At 56.7% G+C, this 22,329-nt stretch carries 15 protein-coding genes and 3 pseudogenes; 6 read left to right on the forward strand and 12 right to left on the reverse strand.

Going from position 1 to position 22,329, the window contains the following annotated elements; translation table 11 throughout:
* Positions 1–38: 38 nt before the first annotated feature.
* The gene (tnpC, locus tag HPT29_RS18230; RefSeq protein WP_173947154.1) at positions 39–1,655 is read left to right on the forward strand and encodes an IS66 family transposase; all 1,617 of its coding nucleotides are present in this window, start codon (positions 39–41) and stop codon (positions 1,653–1,655) included.
* Positions 1,656–1,657: 2 nt separating this feature from the next.
* Here tnpC and HPT29_RS18235 read toward each other — a convergent pair whose 3' ends face one another.
* The 4 genes and pseudogenes from HPT29_RS18235 to HPT29_RS18250 form a co-directional block, all read right to left on the reverse strand.
* Positions 1,658–1,888 carry a DUF6429 family protein gene (locus tag HPT29_RS18235; RefSeq protein WP_009495284.1) on the reverse strand — a complete coding sequence of 77 codons (231 nt, stop codon included), beginning with the start codon at positions 1,886–1,888 and terminating at the stop codon, positions 1,658–1,660.
* A gap of 326 nt (positions 1,889–2,214) precedes the next feature.
* Positions 2,215–3,350 (reverse strand): annotated as a pseudogene (locus HPT29_RS18240) (IS3 family transposase).
* Positions 3,351–3,632: 282 nt separating this feature from the next.
* Positions 3,633–5,828: a glycosyltransferase gene (locus HPT29_RS18245; protein WP_173947153.1), complete on the reverse strand. Its 2,196-nt coding sequence runs from the start codon at positions 5,826–5,828 to the stop codon at positions 3,633–3,635.
* Between the two features lie 320 nt (positions 5,829–6,148).
* Entirely contained in the window at positions 6,149–6,880 is a 732-nt protein-coding gene (locus HPT29_RS18250) for a hypothetical protein (RefSeq protein ID WP_173947152.1), read from the reverse strand.
* A 695-nt stretch (positions 6,881–7,575) separates the two neighbouring features.
* On the opposite strand from HPT29_RS18250, the gene HPT29_RS18255 reads away from it, so the two are divergent.
* From HPT29_RS18255 to HPT29_RS18270, 4 genes and pseudogenes are all read left to right on the forward strand, one after another.
* Positions 7,576–8,478: an ABC transporter permease gene (locus tag HPT29_RS18255; protein WP_210272067.1), complete on the forward strand. Its 903-nt coding sequence runs from the start codon at positions 7,576–7,578 to the stop codon at positions 8,476–8,478.
* A 102-nt stretch (positions 8,479–8,580) separates the two neighbouring features.
* The gene (locus HPT29_RS18260) at positions 8,581–9,708 is read left to right on the forward strand and encodes an ABC transporter ATP-binding protein (RefSeq protein WP_259060151.1); all 1,128 of its coding nucleotides are present in this window, start codon (positions 8,581–8,583) and stop codon (positions 9,706–9,708) included.
* A gap of 195 nt (positions 9,709–9,903) precedes the next feature.
* Positions 9,904–9,954, forward strand: a pseudogene (locus tag HPT29_RS28870) (hypothetical protein); the annotation flags it as partial.
* A gap of 59 nt (positions 9,955–10,013) precedes the next feature.
* Positions 10,014–10,236 (forward strand): annotated as a pseudogene (locus HPT29_RS18270) (integrase core domain-containing protein); the annotation flags it as partial.
* Here HPT29_RS18270 and HPT29_RS18275 read toward each other — a convergent pair.
* From HPT29_RS18275 to HPT29_RS18310, 8 genes are read right to left on the reverse strand one after another with little or no spacing between them, the layout of a single operon-like run.
* A complete protein-coding gene (locus HPT29_RS18275) occupies positions 10,208–11,143 on the reverse strand; it encodes a glycosyltransferase family 2 protein (RefSeq protein ID WP_173947150.1) in 936 nt (311 codons plus the stop codon). The pseudogene HPT29_RS18270 and the gene HPT29_RS18275 overlap by 29 nt on opposite strands.
* Positions 11,143–12,018, reverse strand: coding sequence for a glycosyltransferase family 2 protein (locus HPT29_RS18280; RefSeq protein ID WP_173947149.1), 876 nt, complete (start codon positions 12,016–12,018; stop codon positions 11,143–11,145). The genes HPT29_RS18275 and HPT29_RS18280 overlap by 1 nt, the downstream gene beginning before the upstream one ends.
* A gap of 44 nt (positions 12,019–12,062) precedes the next feature.
* Positions 12,063–13,040 (reverse strand): polysaccharide deacetylase family protein, encoded by a 978-nt coding sequence (locus tag HPT29_RS18285; RefSeq protein WP_173947148.1) that lies wholly within the window; start codon positions 13,038–13,040, stop codon positions 12,063–12,065.
* Positions 13,040–14,674: a glycosyltransferase gene (locus HPT29_RS18290; RefSeq protein ID WP_210272066.1), complete on the reverse strand. Its 1,635-nt coding sequence runs from the start codon at positions 14,672–14,674 to the stop codon at positions 13,040–13,042. The genes HPT29_RS18285 and HPT29_RS18290 overlap by 1 nt, the downstream gene beginning before the upstream one ends.
* Before the next feature lie 3 nt (positions 14,675–14,677).
* Complete coding sequence (locus HPT29_RS18295; protein WP_173947147.1) at positions 14,678–15,793, reverse strand: NAD-dependent epimerase/dehydratase family protein; 1,116 nt, start codon at positions 15,791–15,793, stop codon at positions 14,678–14,680.
* Entirely contained in the window at positions 15,790–16,887 is a 1,098-nt protein-coding gene (locus HPT29_RS18300) for a Gfo/Idh/MocA family protein (protein WP_173947146.1), read from the reverse strand. Before HPT29_RS18300 ends, HPT29_RS18295 begins: the two co-directional genes overlap by 4 nt.
* A complete protein-coding gene (locus HPT29_RS18305; RefSeq protein ID WP_173947145.1) occupies positions 16,880–17,869 on the reverse strand; it encodes a glycosyltransferase family 2 protein in 990 nt (329 codons plus the stop codon). The genes HPT29_RS18300 and HPT29_RS18305 overlap by 8 nt, the downstream gene beginning before the upstream one ends.
* Positions 17,866–18,837, reverse strand: coding sequence for a glycosyltransferase (locus tag HPT29_RS18310; RefSeq protein ID WP_173947144.1), 972 nt, complete (start codon positions 18,835–18,837; stop codon positions 17,866–17,868). The genes HPT29_RS18305 and HPT29_RS18310 overlap by 4 nt, the downstream gene beginning before the upstream one ends.
* Positions 18,838–19,035: 198 nt before the next feature.
* On the opposite strand from HPT29_RS18310, the gene HPT29_RS18315 reads away from it, so the two are divergent.
* Complete coding sequence (locus HPT29_RS18315; protein WP_173944988.1) at positions 19,036–20,301, forward strand: IS701 family transposase; 1,266 nt, start codon at positions 19,036–19,038, stop codon at positions 20,299–20,301.
* Positions 20,302–22,329 lie beyond the last annotated feature (2,028 nt).

Here is a 22,329-nt window from a genome sequence, read left to right on the forward strand (position 1 = left end):
CTGATCCGCTCCCCTCCAGTCTGGCTGATGCTCACGCGATGATCCGCGCCGAGCGGGCCGCACGCCTGGCGGCCGAAGCCCGCGCGGGGGATCTGGAGATCGCTCGCGCTGCGCTGGAAGTCGCCCGGCTCGAAGTCACCCAGGCCCACGCCGCCCGCTATGCCCTGGAACTCGAGATCGAGCGGCTCAAGCTGCAGATCGCCAAGTTGCGCCGCCAGCACTTTGGCACCTCATCGGAACGCAGTGCCCGTCTCGAGCAGCTGTTGCTCGCTCTGGAGGACCTGGAGGAGAGCGCCGCCCACCTGGACGCCGAGGCCGAGGCGAAGGATGCCGCGGCGGCACCGGGTGCGCCCCAGTGGACGGTCGAAGAGTTGAAGCGGGCCAAGCCCGCCCGCCGGCCCTTGCCGGGACACCTGCCACGCCGGCGCGTGGTTCTGCCTGGCCCGACCGCCTGCGCCTGCTGTGGCGGAGGCCTGCGCAAACTCGGGGAAGTCGTGACCGAGACCCTGGAGCGCATCCCGGCGCGGTGGATCGTCGTGGAGACGGTCCGTGAGAAGTTCAGCTGCGCGGCCTGCGAGACGATCACCGAGACGCCGGCGCCATTCCATGCCATTCCGCGTGGGCGTGCCGGCCCGCACCTCCTGGCCGAGATTACCGTCGGCAAGTTCGGGCTGCATCTGCCGCTGACCCGCCAGAGCACGGTGTTTGCTCAGGAAGGTGTCGACCTGGACGTCTCGACCCTGTGCGACTGGATGGGAGCAGTCGCCTTTGCGACCCAGCCTCTGAGCGCTCTGATCGCCGAGCATGTGATGAAGGCCGAGCGGCTGCATGCCGATGACACGCCGGTGCCGGTGCTGGCCAAGGGCAAGACCAAGACTGGCCGGCTCTGGACGGTGGTGCGCGATGATCGGCCCTTCGCTGGGGCCGATCCACCCGCGGCCGTTTACTATTATTCTGTGGATCGCAAGGGAGAGCACCCGCAGTCGTTCCTGAAGAGCTACAGCGGGATCCTGCAGGCGGATGCCTATTCCGGCTTCGGGCAACTGTACGAACCGGGTCGTGCGATCGGCCCGGCGACTGAGGCAGCGTGTTGGGCGCATGCGCGCCGCCAATTCTTTGAATTGGCCGAGCTGAAGAAGGGGCCCATCGCGATCGAGGCGGTCGAGCGCATCGACGCGCTGTTTGCGATCGAGCGCGCGATCATCGGCCGGCCGCCTGACGAGCGACGCGCCATCCGTGCAGTTCAGTCCAAACCTCTCGTTGACGATCTGGAGAGCTGGTTGCGGGCGCAGCGGGGACGGTTGTCGCCCAAGAGTGAGACGGCCAAAGCCATCAATTACATGCTCCGGCGTTGGCCGTCGTTCGCGCTCTTCCTCGACGACGGGCGGGTCTGCCTGTCGAACAATGCCGCCGAGCGGGCCATCCGCGGCATTGCCGTCGGGCGCCGGAACTGGACCTTCGCGGGCTCGGATGTGGGTGGCCATCGGGCGGCGGCGCTGTACACGCTGGTCGAGACCTGCAAGCTCAATGAGGTCGACCCGCGCGCTTGGCTGGCTGACGTTCTGACGCGACTGCCCGAGCACCCGGCCAAACGCCTTGCCGAGCTCCTGCCCTGGAACTGGGAGCCCTTACGGGATCAGCAGGCGGCCGCCTGATCTCAGGGCTGTCGCGTAAACAGCGCCTTGAAGAGTTCCTCAGCCTTCTGCAGCCCCTCATCGGTGAGCACGACGGACTTGGTCTTGTTGACCGGGTCACAGATCAGGCCCTTCTCATAGAGCCTGTTCATCGTTGCCCAGTCAAAACCCTTCCAGGCCCGATAGCCATCATGCAGCGTCAGCCACAGCAGGGCGAGAACCGCCTCATCGATCTTGTCGTGGTCGATCTCCATACGGCCACTTTACCACGCCGCGGCCGAAATTCCGCGGTCCTCGGCGGATGCATACGATGAAGACCCTGATGAGTGGGACCTGCCGCCGAAGCCGGAGGGTATGCGATGGACAACCTATGAACGGTGGGTGGCTCGTTATGATGCGGCTGAGGAGAAGCTGGACGCGCGGCTCGTCACAGGAGCTGCGCGACTGATGAGGCGGCTATAGCTAAGTGCCTCTAGTTCGTTTAATGAATGCTAGGGCTAAGTTCAACTGGCTGTACAATGAGGTGGCTTGGTTTGTCTGAACAGCGATTTCGGCTCGCTAAGTGGAGCGTCTGCCGGGGTTAGGCTGCCGCAAGCTGCGGCAGCGGGATAAAGTAGGCCTGATCGGGTGTCCTCCGGTCAAGGCTCGAATGAGGTCTCCGGCCATTGTAGAAGGCCAGATATCGACCAATCGAAGTACGGGCCTCGGCGACACTGTCGTAGGCCCTCAGATACACCTCCTCGTATTTGACGGACCGCCACAGGCGCTCGACAAAGACGTTGTCGCGCCAGGCGCCCTTGCCATCCATGCTGATCGCGACCCCGTTCGTGAGCAGCACGCTGGTGAAGTCGTGGCTGGTGAATTGGCTGCCCTGATCCGTGTTGAAGATCTCCGGCCGACCATAGCGGGCCAGCGCCTCCTCGAGAGCCTCGATGCAGAACGCCGCCTCCAGCGTAATGGACAGCCGCCAGGCCAGAACTCGCCGGCTGAACCAGTCCACCACTGCCGCCAGATAGACAAAGCCCCGGGCCATGGGGATGTACGTGATGTCCATAGCCCAGACCTGGTTCGGGCGGGTGATCGGCAGCTTGCGCAGCAGATAAGGATAGATCTGATGCCCTGGCGCCGGCTTGGAGATGTTGGGCTTGCGGTAGAGCGTCTGGAGACCCATCCGCTTCATCAGCGTGGCAACATGCAGGCGCCCGACCGTGAAGCCCTCCGCGACCAGCAGATCGCGCAGCATGCGAGAGCCCGCAAACGGGAACTCCAGATGGAGTTCGTCCATCCGCCGCATCAGGGCCAGGTCGGCCGCTGAGACCGGCTGCGGCTGGTAATAGAGGCTGCCGCGGCTGATCCCGAGTTCTTCGGTCTGCCGGGCCAGCGGCAGGGCATGGGAGCGGTCGATCATCGCTTTGCGCTCGGCCACACTCCGGCTTTGCCGAGCGCGTGCTCTAAAAAATCATTGGCCAGGGTCAGCTCGCCGATCTTGGCATGCAGCGTCTTCACATCCACCGGCGGCTTGGCCGCTCCAGCCTTCTCGGCCCCGAACACGTCGGCAGCCCCGTCGAGGAGCCGGGCCTTCCACTAGATGATCTGGGTAGCATGCACATCAAAGTGCTGGGCCAACTCGGCGAGGGTCTTCTCGCCCTTTACGGCGGCTAGCGCCACTTTGGCCTTGAAAGCCGGAGAGTGATTGCGGCGGGGTCTCTTGCTCATCGTTTCTCCTGTTCGGCAGCCATTCTGGCCGCTCTCAGGCGGAAACTCCACTTATCTCCCTGTTCAAATTTCCCGAGCCACCTCTCTCACGCCAATTGCGGAACTCTATCGCATCGAGAGCGACATTCGTGGCATGAGTGCTGTGGAGAGGAGCCGGATTCGCCAACCGAGGAGCTGTCCGGTGCTGGACGCTGTCGAGCCGTATCAATCTCCATGCGGTCACTTTACCCGCCGCGGCCGAAATCTGAGGTCCTCGGCGGACGCGTACTATCCAGCTACCGCTCAAAGGTCTTGGCTACGCTCCGGAGCGGGCACATCAGTGCAATCTTCGACTAGCGGGAATTTTGAGGGAGTCCCCTGTTGAGCCTGAAGCCTCTTGAACTTTGCCGCTACGGATCGACGCAAATGACTGATAACAAATGCTGATAAAACCCAGACGGATGTGCTCGGTGCGTAGAGCATTGCTCCGGTCAGGGCCTTTAATCCGATGCGGAACTGCCTATCGTGCAATGCCCTTACAACGAAATGAGCAGCAAGTGTGATATGACCGCTGCGGATGTCGGATCTATACTCTGGGTAGCGGCGCGCATACTCGCCAACAACAATTTGGTGAGAGCGTATCATCTTGTTGATGTCAGATGACAGATTCCCGTCAGTCACACGATAGCCAGTAAGTGGAGCCGCGACGACAGCGAAGTCATAACGTTCTGCAATTGCGAGATAAAGTTTGAGGTCCTCGCAACGCTCCGCTCCCACTTCTTTCAGCGTCGTATCGTAGCCACCGCATTCGACGACTGCGGCTCTTGTCATCAATGGTGAGCTTCCGTTGCCGATGAAATTATGAGCAAGTAGCTGTCTGACAACGTAGCCTTCAAAAAAGTATGGCCAAGCCTCTGCTTGGATGTTGTCGGTCCCGTCGATCGTGACCGACCATCCATAAACCAAACCGCACATTGAGCCAGCTTTCTGGAAGGCAGAAACTTGGCGTGCGAGTTTTTCCGGATGGCACAAATCATCTGCATCGACTGGAGCAATCAGCTCTCCGTTCGATAACGATATTGCGCTGTTCCGAGCTGCCGCGAGTCCTCGATTGTTTTGGCGGATGAGCTTTACCCTAGCGTCGACGCGTGAGTGCCTCTCAACGATCTCCGATGTTTGATCTACTGAGCCATCATCAACAACCAAGATCTCAAGGTTCTTGTAGGTCTGGAACCGGATACTCCTCAGAGTTGCATCTATCGTAGCAGCCGCATTGTAGGCTGGTATCACGACGCTTATGAGCGGCGCATCACCAAAGATGATAGGTGGCGGCTCGAAGCTGACCGAATCCGCGCCCCTCGTTCCTAAGCGGTTCCAAGGAGCAACACGTGCAAACACGCCTCTGATAAACCCAAGAAGCTCATCATATACCATGAGGTTGCTGAGCGTCGCGCCTGCGAGACGAGATCGGAGCTTCCGCACATATCTGCCGGCCAAGACGATAGGTAACCGGAGCTTCAGGCTGTTCGCCCTCTGAACCCGAGGGCTACTTAGCAACGCAATCACGTAGCCGCTCACTTGAGCTTGAACCTGGCGACGCACGTGCTGAACGTCGCGTATTGCCACTGCAGTTGGTTCGACTCTGCAAGTTCCTCCCGCTGACGCCACGCGGAACCAGAGATCGCAAGTACCGGCTATCTCTGATGTCTGGTGATCAAGGTCTTCATCGAAGCTGATCACGTTGAAGACATCCTTTCGGAACGCAATGCTTGAACCTGCGCCGGCCTCCCAGATTGGGGCTCCGCTTCGTTCTATGCTTGCAATAACCTCTGGCGAAAAGTCTTTCCGCCTAAAGATTCGAGTGACTTGCCGGGAGCCCGCCACGCCTTGTGGCTCCATTCCAAAGCCGAGTGGGAGTTCCAGTCCTGTGACAGCCATGATTTGCCCGGAATCGAAGGCCTCGATCAGCCTCTGAAGCCAACTCGGTTGGAAGACCAGAGTATCCTCGACAAATGCAATTATATCCCCGACTGCGGCGCGAATGCTCGCGTTCTTCCCTAAACATGGCCCGGCGGAGACTGCGGAAAGGTACTCAGCTCCGGCGCTGTCTGCGGCCACCTTCACACTGGCTCCGTTGGAACTGCGGTCAAGAACAATGATTTGATCCGGGGGACGGTTTTGGTGGCGGAGCGACTGCAGACATCGCTCAAGATCCGAAACCTGGCCCTTGGCATGATCGACAACAATCGTCGCGGTACTGGGTAGAGCAGTGAACGGCGAAGGATATGCTTGGATTGATTGACGTGCACGCCGCAGTTCTCGCAGAGCGGCACTGATTATATTCGAGTTGCACTTGCGCCCGGTGAAAAGCTGGCCAACGGCAAAATTATCAGCCCACACGGTATAGAGTGTTGCTGGGTGGAGATGGCGATTTCCTAACTCTTCGAGTTGGATGTTATCAACGCGAGCGCCACCAACTAATCTTGAAAACGTGCGCACGTTAGGACATTACTCTTGACAAGGGCAACATTGGTTTCGATGGTGGAGGTGTCAAGGTAGGTTGACGATAACAGCTTGGCACCTCCTCACCAGTCTAGTTTAATCCTACACTCAGTCAAATATCACTAAACCAGGCGCCCAGCCGGCGAAGAATTGCCTGCAAACTGAGCACTAGGAATAAAATATTATGATCTCAGATTAGGGTGAGGTGTCGAGACACTGGAGATCCATCAGAGGAGTTGGCCCAGAACTCGTGTGAGGACAAGCTCTAGCCGGTTGAACTGGTTCAATGGGAGAAAGCACTTTCTAGCATTCTGCCACTATCTCCTGAACAAGCGAGAGATCTTCCGGACAGCATGCTTGATTGAGGGAGGCCTAAAATTATGCCTAATCACAGCCGATTCCCCAGCGAGCACATAGATATCGTTGTCAATACGTTTGGGCTTGAGCCTGAATACCTCTCCTAAAGCAGCCCAGTCATCGAAGCTGAAACCCCAACGTGGGTTCGCGCTAGGCGCACTAACGACCCAACCGAGCCCCTCTCGATCGGTGACAATCATACCGTTCTCCTTCAAGCGGCTGCGATATTGCACCATCATCTTACATAGGTGGTCGCGACAGCATGCAAAAGTCGTGGGATTATTATCGATAATAAAGTCAAACTCCTCAGGTCCTGGCACAGGCTCTCCACTATACTTATTGTTAATGTAAACATGATAATTCAGGATATTCAATTTGCGCCCATGGCACATCTCAGAATTTGAAATTGTTGTGCCAACAATTTCCTTTGTACGCTGCGCGAAGCGCTTAGCGAGACCTGAATTCCCGACGCCGACGTGGAGAAGGGTTGCTTGGCTTAGGTCATGGCGCTCAAGGAAACCTTCAATTCGCAGTTGATCGGGGGTCGTGTCGAGCATTGTCCAGTCGCGCCATTCCTCAACCTCATCAATCCCAGGTTGAGAATCGTTGCCGCAATAGCGTGGCAGTGCCGGGAATCGCTCAGACCAAAGATGCTCTAGCGTTTCGCTTGGCGGTATCCAATATCGCATCATGATGTTCCTAGTCATAGTGAGGGAGTAACGCCAAATCCGATACTGCGATTAACAAGCGCAGTGTACCAAGATAAACGATAAGCGTCGGGAAGATTGTCTTAATCTAGACGAAACGATACGTACCATGGAGTAAATTTTCAATGCGAGGACTGACCATTGAACCCAGTCCACGGGTATAGCGCTTCAATCGCTTGGGTGAATGCCGCTCGCAGGCCAGTACCGTTTACCGCATTTTGGGCTTTTTGACCTTTCTGTCCATGAGGATAGCCACAGATGGTGGGTCATGCGAGTCCGATTGCCTGAGTATTAGCTGGCACACCTGCGATTTCACCGGCGTGTTCCACTGCGATTTGTCTGGTCAGACAACGGCGCATCCGTGATGCGGATCAATCTCGATGTTAGTTGCATAGGCGGCATGGAGATCTCTATGGTGATGCAGACAAGGCAGATATGGCCATTCTGGCAACCCGTTCATTGCGGCAACAGACGCTCCAGTTACCGCAAATGCGACAGCTGAAAGGGCGCGCTTCATGAGGATAGGTGCAGCATCGAATGCCAAGAGCACAGGCCCTGAGGTCTGCACGTTCGAATAGAACGGATGTTCAGAAGGCACTCACAATACGATATTATAAGTCACAGGGAGCAGCCCGGTGTCTGCTTCTTGATTATTACTCACCTGACGAGTACCCCTTACAATGACGCACAACATGGGTCCATGGCCTGGCACGAACAGCGTTCAGCAAAATGATGTTAGTCGCGGCATCAAGGAACCTGACGGACCGCAACCAACCATCATCATCAAGCCGCGGGGGAGGACCAACCTCTCAGACCTTCGGGAGATCGTTCACTATCGCACTGTCATCTATTTTCTAGTCTGGCGAGATTTCAAGGTGCGCTATCGCCAGACGCTTCTTGGGGTGCTTTGGGCTTTGCTTCAACCCTTAGCTTCAATGATTGTGTTTAGCGTTGTCTTTCATCGCCTTGCTGGGATTTCGTCGGACGAAGTCCCTTATCCCATATTCGTTTTGGCCGGACTTCTCCCATGGGGTTTTTTCGCTCATGCACTTGCAAGTGCCTCTGGAAGCCTTGTCAGCAACCACGAACTTCTAAGACAAATCTACTTTCCCAGAATGATTATTCCGCTGTCGTCTATTATTTCCTGTGTTTCTGATTTTGTAACTAGCTTTGGTCTCCTGATAGTGACTATGGTCGTACTTGGGGTACCTGTCTCGCTCAATATCGCCTTCTTGCCTCTGTTTCTTCTAGTCGCTTTCTGCGCGGCACTAGGTGTTGGCGCAGCACTAGCAGCAGCACATATCAGGTACCGCGACGTGGGCTACGTAACTCCATTTGCCATTCAGATCCTCATGTTCCTTACTCCCGTTGTGTACCCCAGCAGCCTTATTCCAGATGCTTGGCGGCTGGTTTACGCATTGAATCCGATGGCAGGAGTGATCGAGGGCGTTAGATGGAGTGTACTGGGCATCTCCCCACACCCAGAGATGATCATAGTATCCATCGTGACTTCGTTCATCCTACTGCTAGTTGGAACTTACTACTTCCTAAGCAGTGAAAGCAGCTTCGCAGATATCGTGTAATCAAAAATGAATGACATAGCAGTGAGAGTCGAGCACCTGTCTAAAAAATACAGTCTTCGCCCGACTGATGGATATCCTACGCTTCGGGAAGCCATTACATCGATGGCTAAACAAATTGTTCGTCGCGGCCGAACCGAAAGTTCGCCTCCCTCGGAATTTTGGGCGCTGCGCGATGTCTCGTTTGAGATTCGAAAAGGGGAGGTTCTTGGTATCATTGGCTCGAACGGCGCAGGCAAGAGCACTCTCCTTAAAATTCTGGCGAGAGTCGTTTCACCGACTGGTGGACTCGCAACAGTCCACGGTCGCTTAGGAGCTCTGCTGGAAGTGGGCACAGGTTTCCATCCTGAGCTTACAGGCAGGGAGAACATCTTCCTTAATGGTGCTATTCTGGGAATGAAGCGCCACGAGATTGCGGCAAAGCTTGATGAGATTGTTGAATTCGCTGGCGTTGAGCGTTTTCTGGACACACCCATTAAGCGCTATTCAAGTGGAATGGAGTTGCGTTTAGCGTTTGCAGTAGCAGCACACATCCAAGCTGAGGTTCTTGTGCTTGATGAAATCTTAGCGGTTGGCGATGCTGAGTTCCAAAACAAATGTCTTAGCCGTATTGAAAATATCAGCCGCAGCGGTCGCACTGTCATATTCGTCAGCCATCAACTTGGTACCGTGCAAAGACTCTGCACACGTGCGCTTCTGATCTCGAACGGCACAGTGGCGGCCGATGGGCCCCCATTCGAAGTAATTAGCGCTCACCTCCAGCGAGTTGATGAGCACACGGCGGACAGCGGACTGGCCAGTCGACTCGATCGGCTTGGGCAAGGCGAAGTGAGGCTGTCACGCATTGAGATCTCCTCACCCGCAGGCGTGTTGCTCGCAGGTTCCCCCGCACTGTTCACATTTGAAATGTCGCGATCTGATGTGAAGGTGGAATGCTCCTTCACAATTTACGATGAACTTGGAGAGGCTGTAGCATCTTTTGACTCGGCCAATAGTTCGGGAAACGACATAATCGGCCCCGAATTTCGGTGTGAATTCACCCCGCTTCTCCTGGTTCCAGGGAGGTACTATATCAATGCAGGTCTTTACGCTATTGGTGGCGTAATGGAAGATCACGTCGAGCGCGCAGCAATGTTCGAAGTACATCCTGGCCAACTGGCCGGAAGAACTGTCGTTGCCTATCCAGGGTATGGCCATATGACGATGGAACACATGTGGACAAAAGTTCGCTAGGCTTGAGCTCGGAGGAGGTTGTTCATCCCGCCTGAGGGCCTGAAGGTGGTCGTTGCGACACGCACCCTCTAATGGACCTGAGAGATGAACAACCCGCACCAGAATGCCCGCACGACCCGCTTGGGTCGAGCGGAAATGATCCGCCGCATCCTCGAAGACGGGCAGCCAATTTGAGAGCTGGCCCGCGGCTTCGGCATCAGCGAGCGGACCGCGCGCAGGTGGCTGGCCCGCTTCAAGGCTGAAGGACCAAGCGGGCTGGAGAACCGCTCCTCCCGTCCCCGGACAGTAGCCAAACGAGACCGTGAACGCCGAAAACTAATGGCAAAGCGGAGCGCTTCATCCAGACGCTCCTACGAGAGTGGGCTTATGCGATCCCGTTCAGCTCATCCCATGCGAGAGCCGCCGACCTGCCGCGGTGGCTGACCTGGTACAATCAGCAGCGCCCGCATGGTAGTCTTGGCCGACGAACACCGGCTCAGGACGCGCCGGAACAACCTGATCAGAATTCACATCTCAGCAGTCTCGTAATTCTACCTTTGAACACATCGCGAGCGTCGCAGAGAATGCGATCTGCGAACAAGGAAAGCCGGTCAAGAGTTCTTTGCAGACCTGGGGGTGCATCGTATGAGGCGCGGGCGATGCGCATCGCCCGCCGAATACGCGGATCGTCTTGGCGACAATCGTCCACATAGCTTGACAACCATTGTAGAAATGCAGCCCGCGCAGTATGAGGCTGAAGCCGATCATACTCCCCACTTTCCATGGCCAACGCCGAGACGGACTCAGGATGCTGCCTGTACCGCGCCATACAAGTATCGATGACTGACACTGGGCTGGACAGAAATACCTTTACCCATAAAGTTTGGTCCTCATAGAGCCGAAATTGCTCTTCGAACCCTCCGACCGTGTCAATGACCTCGCGGCGGATAAGAACACCACAGGTGCAAGGAACATGCCCACGCTGCAGGAGAATGACATGTATCAACAGGTCGGGCGGATGGTGGAGGCTTTGAGTGAGACCTGCGACGCTTTCGGTCCAATCCTGCTCGTTATTGCCGGGGTGCCACCAGCGTGACGGTCCATACACCATCCCAGCCTTAGGATTATCTTTGAGGGCGGCCACGGCATTGGCAAGGGCATCAGGTTCATAGAGGTCATCAGCATCAAGGAATGATACGAACTCTCCTCGAGCAGATCGGAGACCAAGATTGCGTGCGGCTGCTGCACCACGTTGCTCGCCTGAGTTGAATACCAGACGAAGTCTCGGATCGAGTTCTGCAGCACGACGAGCGATCGCAACACTCTTGTCCGTTGAGCCATCGTCAATCAGCAACAGCTCCCAATTTGTCTCACTTTGCCTTCTGACGCTTTCGATCGCAGCCGCAAGATAGGGTTCGGCGTTCAGAAATGGCGTAATGACTGAAACCGTGGGCATCAGGTCGGCATCCTAGCGTGTAATGATTTTTGAAGACGGTCAGCAATGAGCCTTTTCCTACATCGTGCCGTCTCCCGCCATATACGGAGCCGAGTGCTTAATTTTGCGTTCTCTCGGGCGGCATACGCGTCCAACCATCTTAGAAAAACAAATCTGGCTTTGTCGTCCTCACCCGCGGCCGCGGATTGTGCAGAACAACTGGACGAATGTTGCCGGTACTTCGCCCATGTCCGATCTGAGAGGTAGGCTGGCGCCTGGAGGAGCGCCTTTGAAAAGAAAACCTGATCTTCAAACATCCCTTTGAAGGTATCCCCAAACCCGCCAACTTGGCCGATGAGGCTGCTGCGCATGAGTGCATTACAGGTTGTCGGGGTTTGGGATCTGTTGGCAAGAAGGACATGGAACAGGAGAGGTGGTTCGTAGATCCTGTTGGGTGGCAATCCCAGGTCATAATAGAAGTCGCTGCCCTTCCCTCCCGCCCACGAGGACCAGATCAGCGTCCGACCGTAGACTAGGCCAGCACTTGGCTGAGCCTCCAAGATCGATATCTGCTCAGCAAGCTTCTCGGGCATCCAAACATCATCGGCATCAAGGAAGCCAACGAATTTCCCTCGCGCATGGGCAAGCCCGAGGTTTCGCGCCGCACTCATGCCATGATTTTTCCGATCTTTATGGAATAGAAGCCGCATACGAGGATCTCGATCTGCGTGCCGCTGTGCAATATTTGCGCTACCATCCGTGGAGCCATCGTCGACAATCAGAAGCTCCCAATCGCCGAACGTCTGGCCCGCGACGCTGGCAATAGCTTGTTCCAGAAAGTCCTCACCGTTGTAGACGATGATGATCGCGCTGACGCAGGGGGACGAAGATGGCATGTCCGGAATACACTGAGGGCAAGAAAATCAGAATAAAGAACTTCTCAGCAAAAGCTTAAAACGTTCTGACGAAACTCATCCTGGCTCCAATCAGCAGCCAAGATGCGTGGTATTCTCATGAGATCGGTTTTGGGTGTAACTACGCCAGCATCGGTTGTGCAGGCGAACTGGATCCCTGCTGCACGGGCAGCCGAAACGCTCGCATCATCTTGGTCGCCGAAGGGATAGGCGAATCCCGTTATAGGGTGTCCGACAATGCGCTCGCACGTCATCCGGCTCTCGCGGATCTCGCGGCTCCTGTCCTCGTCCTCAATCAGAGGCAAGGATGGATGAGTGACTGTATGTGCTCCGATGCTGATGAGCGGCGACTCCGACAATGCTTTAGCCTCCTGCGACGTCATTACACGATCACTGCTGCGGGGCGTCGCGTCGACACCGGCCCATGCAGCAAGTTCAGCGAGCACAGACTGGCGCTCAGTTGGATCGAGCGGCCGCAATGCTCGCCATAGTTCGGTATGCAACGCTTCACGCGCCGCGACGCCTTGAACTCTGCCAGGCTGCACAACTTGCCTAACATCAAAATTGTTGGTCTTGCCGCCCGCATCCATTTCTAGCCTTGGAGGGAGTGCGGGCGTTTCTAAGATGATGCGGCTGAGCACGTCCCACCAGAACCCCGGAGTGTCCAGAGCCCCAGTCGTTAAGAATACGGTTGCGGGACAGCCATACTCCTCCAGGATCGGCTTGGCTGTATGAAACACATCCGCATAGCCATCGTCAAAAGTAAGCACGGCACTTCCCAAGGGGATGCGACTCTCGCGCAACTCACCCACAAGCCAGGCCAGTGGTACGACCTTCCGTTCCCTCGTGAGTACCCTGAGATGATCGGCAAAGCGCTGAGGACGCACAGCCAGTTGCCAGGGATCGCAGGCTACCTCCGCAACGCGATGGTACATCAGCACGATTGGCCGCTCGCGGCGCGTTAGCCGCCGCAGCAATGTCTGCGCTCGCCCGATACCTCTCATCAGGCTACAACTCCCTTGATTGCACGTCCTGCGACAATGACTGGGCAGTGGCGGTCGTGGACGTCGAGCTCTTGAGGAGTCAGTTCATGCTCTGCAAGACCGTACAAGAACGCGGTCGCTGACAGCACATTCCCGTAGTGATTGATGCTGACATGATCACTGCCGAAATGCTCGCTAAGAAGTCTTCCGAGTGCATGCGGACTTAGTGACCAGTACCAGGTATCTCCCCATTCCCCTCGGTCGATTGGGCTTATCCAGGGTACGGTAAGGAGAAGCACACCCCCGGGACGCAACACACGCAGGAGAGTGCGAACGGCAGCTTGCATGTCGTAGACAAGATGCAATGTTTGCGTGAGCACAACGCAGTCGAATGTGTCTGAGGGAAGATTGCTTTCACCGGCAAGATCGCCGAGGAAAGTTGTTTGAGGGTTGCCCGGGAAGCGGTTCAACACATCGGCGGTTGCCACTCGTTCACCACCAAACTGCAGTGTGTAGCTGCTGTCCCCGACCTCGAGAACCCGACCCTTGATGTCAGAGGCATTCTGCATCAAAAAAGCTTCAATGTAGTGGCGGTCGAGCGGCTTTCCTCGATCGTATCCGAATTGCTTACTGAAAGGTATTGTTCGTCTGAGATCTCCCATGCGTGGCGTTCGCTTGTCTCGGCGCTTCGCTGCAACCCGCAGCCCCCCCCGCAGACCAACCGTCAGAAATGAACCAGGCGCCATGCTGAACATGCTGAGTGTCTGGCGAGCCATCTCTCCTCGCCGGTGGCCCCGGCTTAGTACACTCCGAACCCTCCGAAGATGTTCAAGAAGATAATACTGCTTTATGCTAAGGATCCCGGTTCTGCGCGCATTCCGCCACTTCTCATTTGAACTTGCATATAGCTTTTGCTTATCCAGCACCTTGAGAGCCGTAGCAAGCATCATCGGCGCGTTGTGCGACATGTTGCGATCATGCCTTCTGTAATCGGCGATCAACTTGGGCTGGCATGCGATGGAATACTTCTGCGCCATCCGTAGATAAACATCATAATCCTCACACGCCCTGAGGCTGGCATCGAATCCACCGATTGCCTCAAGGCATTGGCGTCTATAAAGAACGGCAGCGTGCATCCCGATGCAGTTTTCTTTCAAGAAGTCTGCATAAGGGTCGTCTCCGACTGGACGAAAAGTTGCTACATGCAGAACGTTGAGATGCTCGTCCACATACCGGTAAGCCCCATAAACGAATCCGGCAGAGGGGTTTGCCTTGAACTGCTGAAGGTTCGCCTCAATGGCTTTGGAGAACAGAATGTCGTCCGCGTCCAGGAAAAGCACATAGCGACCACTGGCGGCGCGAAGACCAGTGTTACGTGCCGCAGCCAGGCCCTGATTAGATTGCCGAATGATACGAACACCTGGGTAGAGGGCGGCTACGGCACTGGGATCGTCGGACGAGCCATCGTCCACAATGATGACCTCTTGGGGCTTGACCGATTGTGCAGTGACACTATTGAGTGCATCACCTAAATAATGAGAGTCATTAAAGGTGGTTATAATCACGGAAACTGATGCATCGGCTGGCTGCACACGTTCCGTCGGCCCGTTTGTGTGATCCTGGGACTTTGGCGCAGGCGGGTAGGAGTCGGACAAGATCTATCTCCAACTAAGCTCTAGCCTTGAATTGGGTTCATCTACTACAGGATAACCAGCAAAATTTAGCCAAGCAACGGACCGGCGCACCGCCTCAGGAAAAGTGACGATAGGTTCAAAACCAAGCCGCTCCTTAGCTCGTGTGAAGGGTAAGCGGTATCCACACTGGTGGAGGAGCGCGCGTTCGTGGCTGGCCTCCAATCGGCTCCCGGCATGTGTTTTTTTCTCGGGTTTGTCATGCTGAGCCCGGTAGGAGGCATAACCAGCCCGCAATGCGTGCCGCAAGGGCTGTGGGAGCCTGCGATACGCTGTGACAACCTCCGGTGTGTGACGGAGGCGGCTAAGCAGCGTACGATCACCTGCTGCTACGGGAGGATCTGGCAAGTCCTCCACGCGGTATCCAAGCGCCTCCGCGATCGGCCGACAAAGATCATACCAAGTCACCTGTTCGGCATCACTCACCAGGAAAGCTTGGCCGTCGATATGTGGAGCACTGGCAGCAAGCCGAATTGCATGCACCAGATTATCGATGTAAACACTATTGCATACACCGCGCCCACCGCCGACAAGGTAAGCGTGCCCAGCGAGGAGTTCGTCTGCGAATCCCGCTGTCCAGGCTGACTTCGGGCCATGAACAATGCCTGGGCGGAGTATTACGACTTCAACTTCCCCAGCGCGGCGCAGCGCAGAGAGCCGCGCTTCAGCACGCACCTTGAAGTTGTTGTAGGCAATCGGCTGCCGATCTGAAAGCGGGGTGGTTTCGTCGGTCCCGGGCGCAGGATCCTGGCCATGGACCGACGCGGTGCTCAGGTAAATCAGCCGCTTTACGCCGGCCTGATGTGCCGCTCTGTAGACAGGCTCTAACGTTCCGAGAATGGTGTGGCGATCGCCAGCGACAGCGTGCAGTACGGTTTGGCAGCCGACAAACGCCGCTCGCAGGGCAGTCTCGTCTCGAGCGTCAGCTATCCGGGCATCAAGGGCGAAGCGGCAAACTTGAGCAAGTGCCTCGGTGCGGCGCACAAGTGGCCTTGGCTCGGCCCAGCCGAGTAGCCGCATCATCTCGACCGTCCGCCCACCGATGAAACCATTTGCCCCAAGAACAGCTATCGTATGGCTCATGTCGGGTTGTCCGAGAGAGCCAATGCACGTGCCAACTCGGCCTCCGAGAGCCATGGCATATGCATCAACCTACGGGTGGCATAGCAACGGTCAATGATCCGTAATACGTCAAGGCCAAGTTCACCTGAGATGGGAGCGCGAGTTCCGCCACGGACAGCGTTGATGAAGGAGGCAATCTGATCCTCGAAGGAAGCATGGAAATCATGAACCGGGTGGGTGGCGTTCATGCGCTGAGGGTTTGATTCGGTGCATTTAAGAGCCGCACTAAGAGTGACACTCCCCCCCCGGGTGCCCAACTCCAGCTCGTTACCATCATTGGCATTCCAGGCAAGCCAACTTTTTTCACCCTCAATGAACCAGCGGTTCGGTTGTTGCCAATCACGGCTCAGGCGTACCACTGCTTGGAACTCTGGATAATCGAGCACCACTCGACAATTGGCCTCAACGCCCCCCATAGCATCATCCTCGTAATCGACGGCTAGAGGCGGTCCGAACCACCATGTTAGAAGATCAAGCGCATGGGTGCCGATATCCTGGAGCACGCCGCCGCCTGACAGAGAGCGGGAAAAATATGCCGGTGAGTGTACAGGCCAACTCATAGGCCCACCCTCGAAGCAGTGCACGCGGCGCGGACGACCCAAGACTTCAGCCTTTAGAAGCTCGCGGATCATTCGGGCAGCTGGAAGATGTCGCCGTATGAGACCCACGCCGAGCATTCGTTTGCTCTGCTTGGCTGCTAGCAGCATATCGACGGCATCGTCGCTGTTCGTCGCTAACGGCTTTTCACAAAAAACGTGAAGGCCAGCGTTGAGAGCTGCTTTGACCTGCTCCGCGTGGAAACGGGGCGGCGAGGCTACAATGAGGACCTCCGGACCGTTCAAACAATCCTCAAACGTGTCGGCAACTTTTGATTCCTTGAACTGGCTGCAGAGTGCTTCGGCACTCGGGCGATTGGGATCGAATGCTGCCGTGAGCTTAATCTTGCTCGCGTTAGAAAGCGCCGCCAAAGCCTGCGCATAATAAAGCCGAGCGACAGCCCCACACCCGGCAATAGCAACCGACACAGGTTTGCGACTGGCAGACGTTTCAACCATGCCGCAACCTGCCAATACCTGACCGGACAAGCATGCGTGCCACACGCATCAGAATACCAGGAGATCGCTCGAAGCGAAGGGCCTCCCGAAGCTGAGCAAAAAATGCGAAAACGTCGCCCTTTTCCAACATATGACCTGCTGCCACTAGTGCGGCAACAGCGTAGACTCTTCGAGCGTGTCGCTCTGCCGTTGGTTGGAGGTCCTCCGGCAAGTAGGCTTGGAAGATTTTGATCGCCGCTCGGGTATAAGCCATATCGTCCGCCGTGCGTTGGTGCCGCGCGGATGAAGAGGCTTCATGGATTCGGTATTGAGCGAGTGGCTCGGGTTCGTACCAAACTGGATAGTTCGCCGCGATGCGAACCCACATTTCCCAGTCCTCACTACACGTGAGCCGCCGATCGAACGCGCCAAGTCGTTCGTAGACCTTGCGCTTGACGACGATCGATGGCGTCATAATCCTTTGCTCCTGCGCCAGGCGGAGCAATGCGTTAGGTAGAGTGCCTGCGGTCGTTTCTTCTAACGGAGAAAGAGACAACGTCTGATCTGAAGCATCGATAAAAATTTGCCTGCAGAACGCTGCCCCAATCTCAGGAGCAAGCTCAAATGCTTGTCCGAGCTTCTCGTAGAACCCTGGCCGAACACGATCGTCTCCATGCAAGATATGGACAAGATGGCCCCGTGTACGGTTCAGGCACGTCTCAAAATTCGCAACATGCCCAATGTTTCGTTCTTGCCGGAAGAATCCGACCCTCCCCTGCCCTACAGCCCTCACGACAGCCGCTGGGTCATCTTGGGTCGAGTTATCATCGACCACCTCAATCTGCATGAGGTTCGGTCCTGGGTCTTGGTCTAAAACGCTTCTGAGGGTCGCACCTAGATACTGGGCACAGTTGTGTGTCGGGATCATTACGGACCATAACGGACGCTCTACATCCGGCGCGAGAGCCGACACTGTGCCGCGGTACTGATCTGCCTCAATCATGTTGATGACAACCGTCTGGGTGCCAGAAGATGCTTAGCCAAACGAAGTAGTTGCCTGTATGATACTGAACCCCCGACTCCATTACTCATAAGACAGCGCCAGAGGCATTCCCAAGCTTGGCTTATCTCTCCTCGTGATGAGAATTCAACTGACCAATCGTAGAAATACTGAGAGCAGGCATCTCGTACGATGTGGTCATACTTGAAATTCAGTACTTTATTCATCTGACGGTAGAACGAAGATATAAGCCTTCTCTTCTCGCTATCAGGCAATGATGAGAACAGACCTCCATCGTGCATGCGATACACACCAACATTTTCGTCCTGAAACGCAATTTTCCCCTTCTCTGCACATAAGATGTACAGCGGCCAATCAGTAAGCGGGAAGAATGCGGTGTACCACTCTGGAACATCTTTGATAGGAGCGAGACGCAGCATCCCAGCGCAAGTCGCGAAAGGATTGCCGCGCCAGATGTCATCAAGGCCTGAGAAATCCCTCTGATTGGAAGGGGTCCAACGTTGCGGGCCAATCGTTCCCCCGCGGGCTACTAGCGCATTATGGAAAATGGCTGTGCAATGCGGATTCTCGTCCAGAAAAGAGGCTTGCGTCTGAAGCTTAGAGTTGGAAATCCAATAATCGTCACCGTCGAGCAAGGAAACGTACTTTCCTTGAGCCGCTCGCAATCCACGGGCCACGGCCTCGTTGGAGCGCAAATTTCGCTCCGACTCGATCACATGGATTCGATCTGGCCATCGCTCGGCGATGGAATGTATGATGTGTCGGGTTCTATCGGTTGATGCGTCTTCACTGACGATAACCTCGAACTGGAAGTCCGTCTGCTGTGACATGACGCTCTCGAGAGCCTGACGGATATATCGCTCGTGATTGTAGGCGACCACCAAGACAGAAACTTTGATACGTTTAGATGTACTCGCCATAGCGCCGATCATCCGATCCGGCAGCAACATGCCCACTCAGCTGGAAGGGGACCTTGCTCCAAGATTCGTATGTACAATCCGTCGGCCGCCAAGTCGACTAGCGCTGGCTATAGGATAAAGGTCAAATATGTTTATGATTAACTGCGCCTAGCACTACTTTGGCAGGCATGAGGAACCCCGCGAGGCCTGCCGACGTCTTCCCTGAAGGATCATCCGCAGGAGGTTGTCATGAGCACCTCAGTGGCGTGGGAGCATGAACTCCAGTCCTGGCTTGAACCTTTCCTCACTCCTCTTCATCATCCGGCTCGGCGGCGCATGTGCCCGCTCTATGTCGCTGGCCTGATCGGTCCCGGCGAACGCAAGAGCCTGCAGCCGATGGCGGCGCGGGTGGCGCCGGCTGACTATGATCAACTGCATCACTTCGTGGCCGTGGGCCCGTGGGACGAGGCGCCGCTCGAAGCCGAACTGCTGGCCCAGGCCAACCGGCTGGTCGGCGGACCTGAGGCCATCCTGGTGATCGACGACACGGCGCTGCTCAAGAAGGGCTCCCATTCCGTGGGCGTCACCTCGCAATATGCCGGAGTGGTGGGCAAGAACGCGAATTGTCAGTGCCTGGTCTCGCTCACCCTCGCCAAGGGCGAGGTGCCGGTCCCGATCGTGCTGCGGCTGTTCCTGCCTGACACCTGGATCCAGGATCCCGCGCGCCTGCACCACGCCGGCGTGCCCGAGGCGTTCTGGACGCAGCGCTCGAAGCCCGAGATCGCGCTGGCGGAACTCCAGCAGGTCATGCAAGCGGGCGTCAGCTTCGGAGCCGTGCTGGCGGATGCCGGCTATGGCATCAGCGGGCCCTTCCGCCAGGCGCTCTCGGCACTCGGGCTGCTCTGGGCCGTGGGCACCGTGCGGATCCAGAAGGTGTATGCGGCGGATGTGCAGATGATCCCAAGTCCGCCCTCCCGTGGCCGCTCCCGCACGCGACAGATCCCGGATCAGGAGGCGGTGACGGCTGAAGCCATGCTGGCGCAGGCCTCCTGGCGTCGGATCACGTGGCGACGCGGCACCAAAGGCCCGCTGAAGGCGAAGTTCGCGGCCGTGCGCGTGCGGGTCGCCGATGGGCCTGCGGTTCGTCTGCACGGGCAGGCCAATCAGCATCTGCCGGGTGACGAAGTGTGGCTCGTGGGCGAGCATCGCTCGTCGGGCGAGCGCAAGTACTACCTATCCAACCTTCCGCCGGACACAGCCCTGAAGCAGCTGGCGGCCCTGATCAAGGCGCGCTGGGTGTGCGAGCAGGCGCACCAGCAGCTCAAGGAAGAGCTCGGGCTGGATCACTTCGAGGGCCGCTCGTGGCGCGGGTTGCACCGGCATGCCTTGCTGACCCTGATCGCGTATTTGTTCTTGCAGCATCTGCGGCTGCAGGCCGCCACAGGGGGAAAAAAGAAAGGCTGGCGGGCCACCGCCACAACCCAGCTTACCGGCCGTTCGGCGCATGCTGCTTGATCACATCACGCACGCCATGCGCCTGCGATGTCCCTTCTGCCGCGCCCGCTTCACTCTTGGATCACTGATGAAAGTGCCAATGTAGTGCTAGCAATCGGAGGCGATAGCCGCAGGGCTCGGCGATTCATCGGCTTGCCGACCCTGCGCCAGCTTCTCGAAGCACCCACTCTTTGCAGCGAAGGCTCCACCTGCGATTAGGATACCGCCCGGGGCAGCCGAGCATTCAGTACTCAACGTTAGGCGCATCAGTGTTGACGATCAGCACAGGCTGTTGAACCGTGTGGGCAGTCAGCGTTCGCGCCGGTCAGCTTATTTCGGGCAGGAACGTCTCATAAGCTGCTACCAGCCCCGTTTGTCCATTGAACACATCAGATTTAGTCGGGTCTTGTGAACAGAGGTCATTTCGCGCAAGCGGGACGCTCTGAATCCAGACTACAGAATAACCACTAGATTTCACAAATGGAAAATAGATGTCGCAATGAGATCTAAATAGCATTCAGAGGCATGCCAACAGCATTGCATCGTTTACGTCGCGTGTCGCCCCTGACGTAAGCTATAACAATGCCCACTAGGAGCACGCAAAGACTACTTGTAAACGGGACGCAAGCAAGCGCGACGACTGCTCCATAGGGCCAAAGTAGTATAAAGGAGCCAACACCGCTCGCAATCGCCGTGAGGATCAACGCAATCATAGTATCCAACCTCTTGCACCGGTTGCAGCCAACTTGGCGCACATCAGGAGGCATGTCGATTAGGCCAGATGGTCTATGTAGGTATAAGCCCTGAAAGTCCGGTGTGTTCCGGCATACTGGCACCCATTCGGATGTCTGCTCCTGAGGTCGGAGGCGAACTCGCCGGACAAGTCATGAAATCGGATCAGAGCAGGTACCAAGCAGCAAGAGCGGGATGTTTGAATGTGGGCTCGCAACGGCGCGCTCGAGACTCTCAGAGCGCAGCCCCCCGGCATAGCCGGCGGTTCGGCAGCCTTCTCTGTTTGAAGGCGACTGACGCTGCAGCAGATCTGGTTCACGCGCCCCGTCACTCATGTCCGGAGCCGCAAACACACAGTAACCGGTGGCGGCGGGGATTGAGCAGGCCAACAAACGTACCGAGGCGGCTAGAGAGCGACTCCACACATGGCCTCTTCGGCACGGGCGTACCGGAGACACTAGCCGACGTCATCTTCTACACACCGGAGACTGACAAGGCTAAGGGCTAGTGAGAGCCACAGATGACGGACGATCCCTATCACGACGATGGTTATCCGGGAGACTCAAGCTCGCGAAAGGCGGCTTGTCCGGGCATGGATCAAGGCCTCGGACCACCCTGCTCTTGTTCGCCTTTTTCACCAGTGGCCTTCTCACCTTCGTGCGGACATCTTTTCAACTTGTCCTTGGAGCCATACAGCCCAGCTCCCTCCCTTTGGTTAGCTCGGCCACGCCGTGATCCTTGGAGTGGCCGAGTTCCAGCGCTCTTCCTGCTGGTCGAACATGGCTCCCGAAAGCCCAGCCACCTGACTTGTCTGCTAACCGTGCCGAGAACAGGCGCTTGCAAACTTACAAATAGAGGCTTTGTGTGAACGATGACGTTGAAGATGAGCACCTACAATCGGGAACTGGCTGAGAAGCTGGAGAGCATAAAGCCCGACTGATGCAGTACGTGAATCAACCCCGTCTTGCCCGGATGTGGCTGTCAATCTTGCGGGGTGCGGTGTCACCCAACCTTGTTCACTACATCACCTCTGTGTAGCGTGGCTCAGTCCAGGCGTGCAATTCCTGATCGCTCCTGTTCGGTCTACCGCCGACGCATGACCAACCTGCGGATCAGAGCAATGGCTGGAGGCAAGGCTGCGCCGGCCACGATGTATATGACCAATTTTTACCGAATGCGCTCAATCTCATCGCGGCCATGAGACTGACACCAGAAGGCATGAACGCAAGAGTGGACGAACTCCACGACGAGGCCAAACAGCGCACCATAGAGCGCAAAGTCCTTCATGCTACGGCTTTGCAGGTTCGGTTGGCGACA

Origin of the sequence: Microvirga terrae, from assembly GCF_013307435.2 — a bacterium.
Taxonomy (GTDB): Bacteria; Pseudomonadota; Alphaproteobacteria; order Rhizobiales; family Beijerinckiaceae; genus Microvirga; species Microvirga terrae.

Bases quoted from the DNA above. Each gene is read 5' to 3' on its own strand.
- tnpC (WP_173947154.1), top strand. From the start codon at position 39: ATGATCCGCGCCGAGCGGGCCGCACGCCTGGCGGCCGAAGCCCGCGCG.
- HPT29_RS18295 (WP_173947147.1), bottom strand. From the start codon at position 15,793: ATGAGCCATACGATAGCTGTTCTTGGGGCAAATGGTTTCATCGGTGGG.
- HPT29_RS18260 (WP_259060151.1), top strand. From the start codon at position 8,581: ATGGCTAAACAAATTGTTCGTCGCGGCCGAACCGAAAGTTCGCCTCCC.
- HPT29_RS18255 (WP_210272067.1), top strand. From the start codon at position 7,576: ATGACGCACAACATGGGTCCATGGCCTGGCACGAACAGCGTTCAGCAA.
- HPT29_RS18280 (WP_173947149.1), bottom strand. From the start codon at position 12,018: ATGCCATCTTCGTCCCCCTGCGTCAGCGCGATCATCATCGTCTACAAC.
- HPT29_RS18300 (WP_173947146.1), bottom strand. From the start codon at position 16,887: ATGGTTGAAACGTCTGCCAGTCGCAAACCTGTGTCGGTTGCTATTGCC.
- HPT29_RS18305 (WP_173947145.1), bottom strand. From the start codon at position 17,869: ATGATTGAGGCAGATCAGTACCGCGGCACAGTGTCGGCTCTCGCGCCG.
- HPT29_RS18285 (WP_173947148.1), bottom strand. From the start codon at position 13,040: ATGAGAGGTATCGGGCGAGCGCAGACATTGCTGCGGCGGCTAACGCGC.
- HPT29_RS18250 (WP_173947152.1), bottom strand. From the start codon at position 6,880: ATGATGCGATATTGGATACCGCCAAGCGAAACGCTAGAGCATCTTTGG.
- HPT29_RS18315 (WP_173944988.1), top strand. From the start codon at position 19,036: ATGAGCACCTCAGTGGCGTGGGAGCATGAACTCCAGTCCTGGCTTGAA.
- HPT29_RS18275 (WP_173947150.1), bottom strand. From the start codon at position 11,143: ATGCCCACGGTTTCAGTCATTACGCCATTTCTGAACGCCGAACCCTAT.
- HPT29_RS18310 (WP_173947144.1), bottom strand. From the start codon at position 18,837: ATGTTGCTGCCGGATCGGATGATCGGCGCTATGGCGAGTACATCTAAA.
- HPT29_RS18235 (WP_009495284.1), bottom strand. From the start codon at position 1,888: ATGGAGATCGACCACGACAAGATCGATGAGGCGGTTCTCGCCCTGCTG.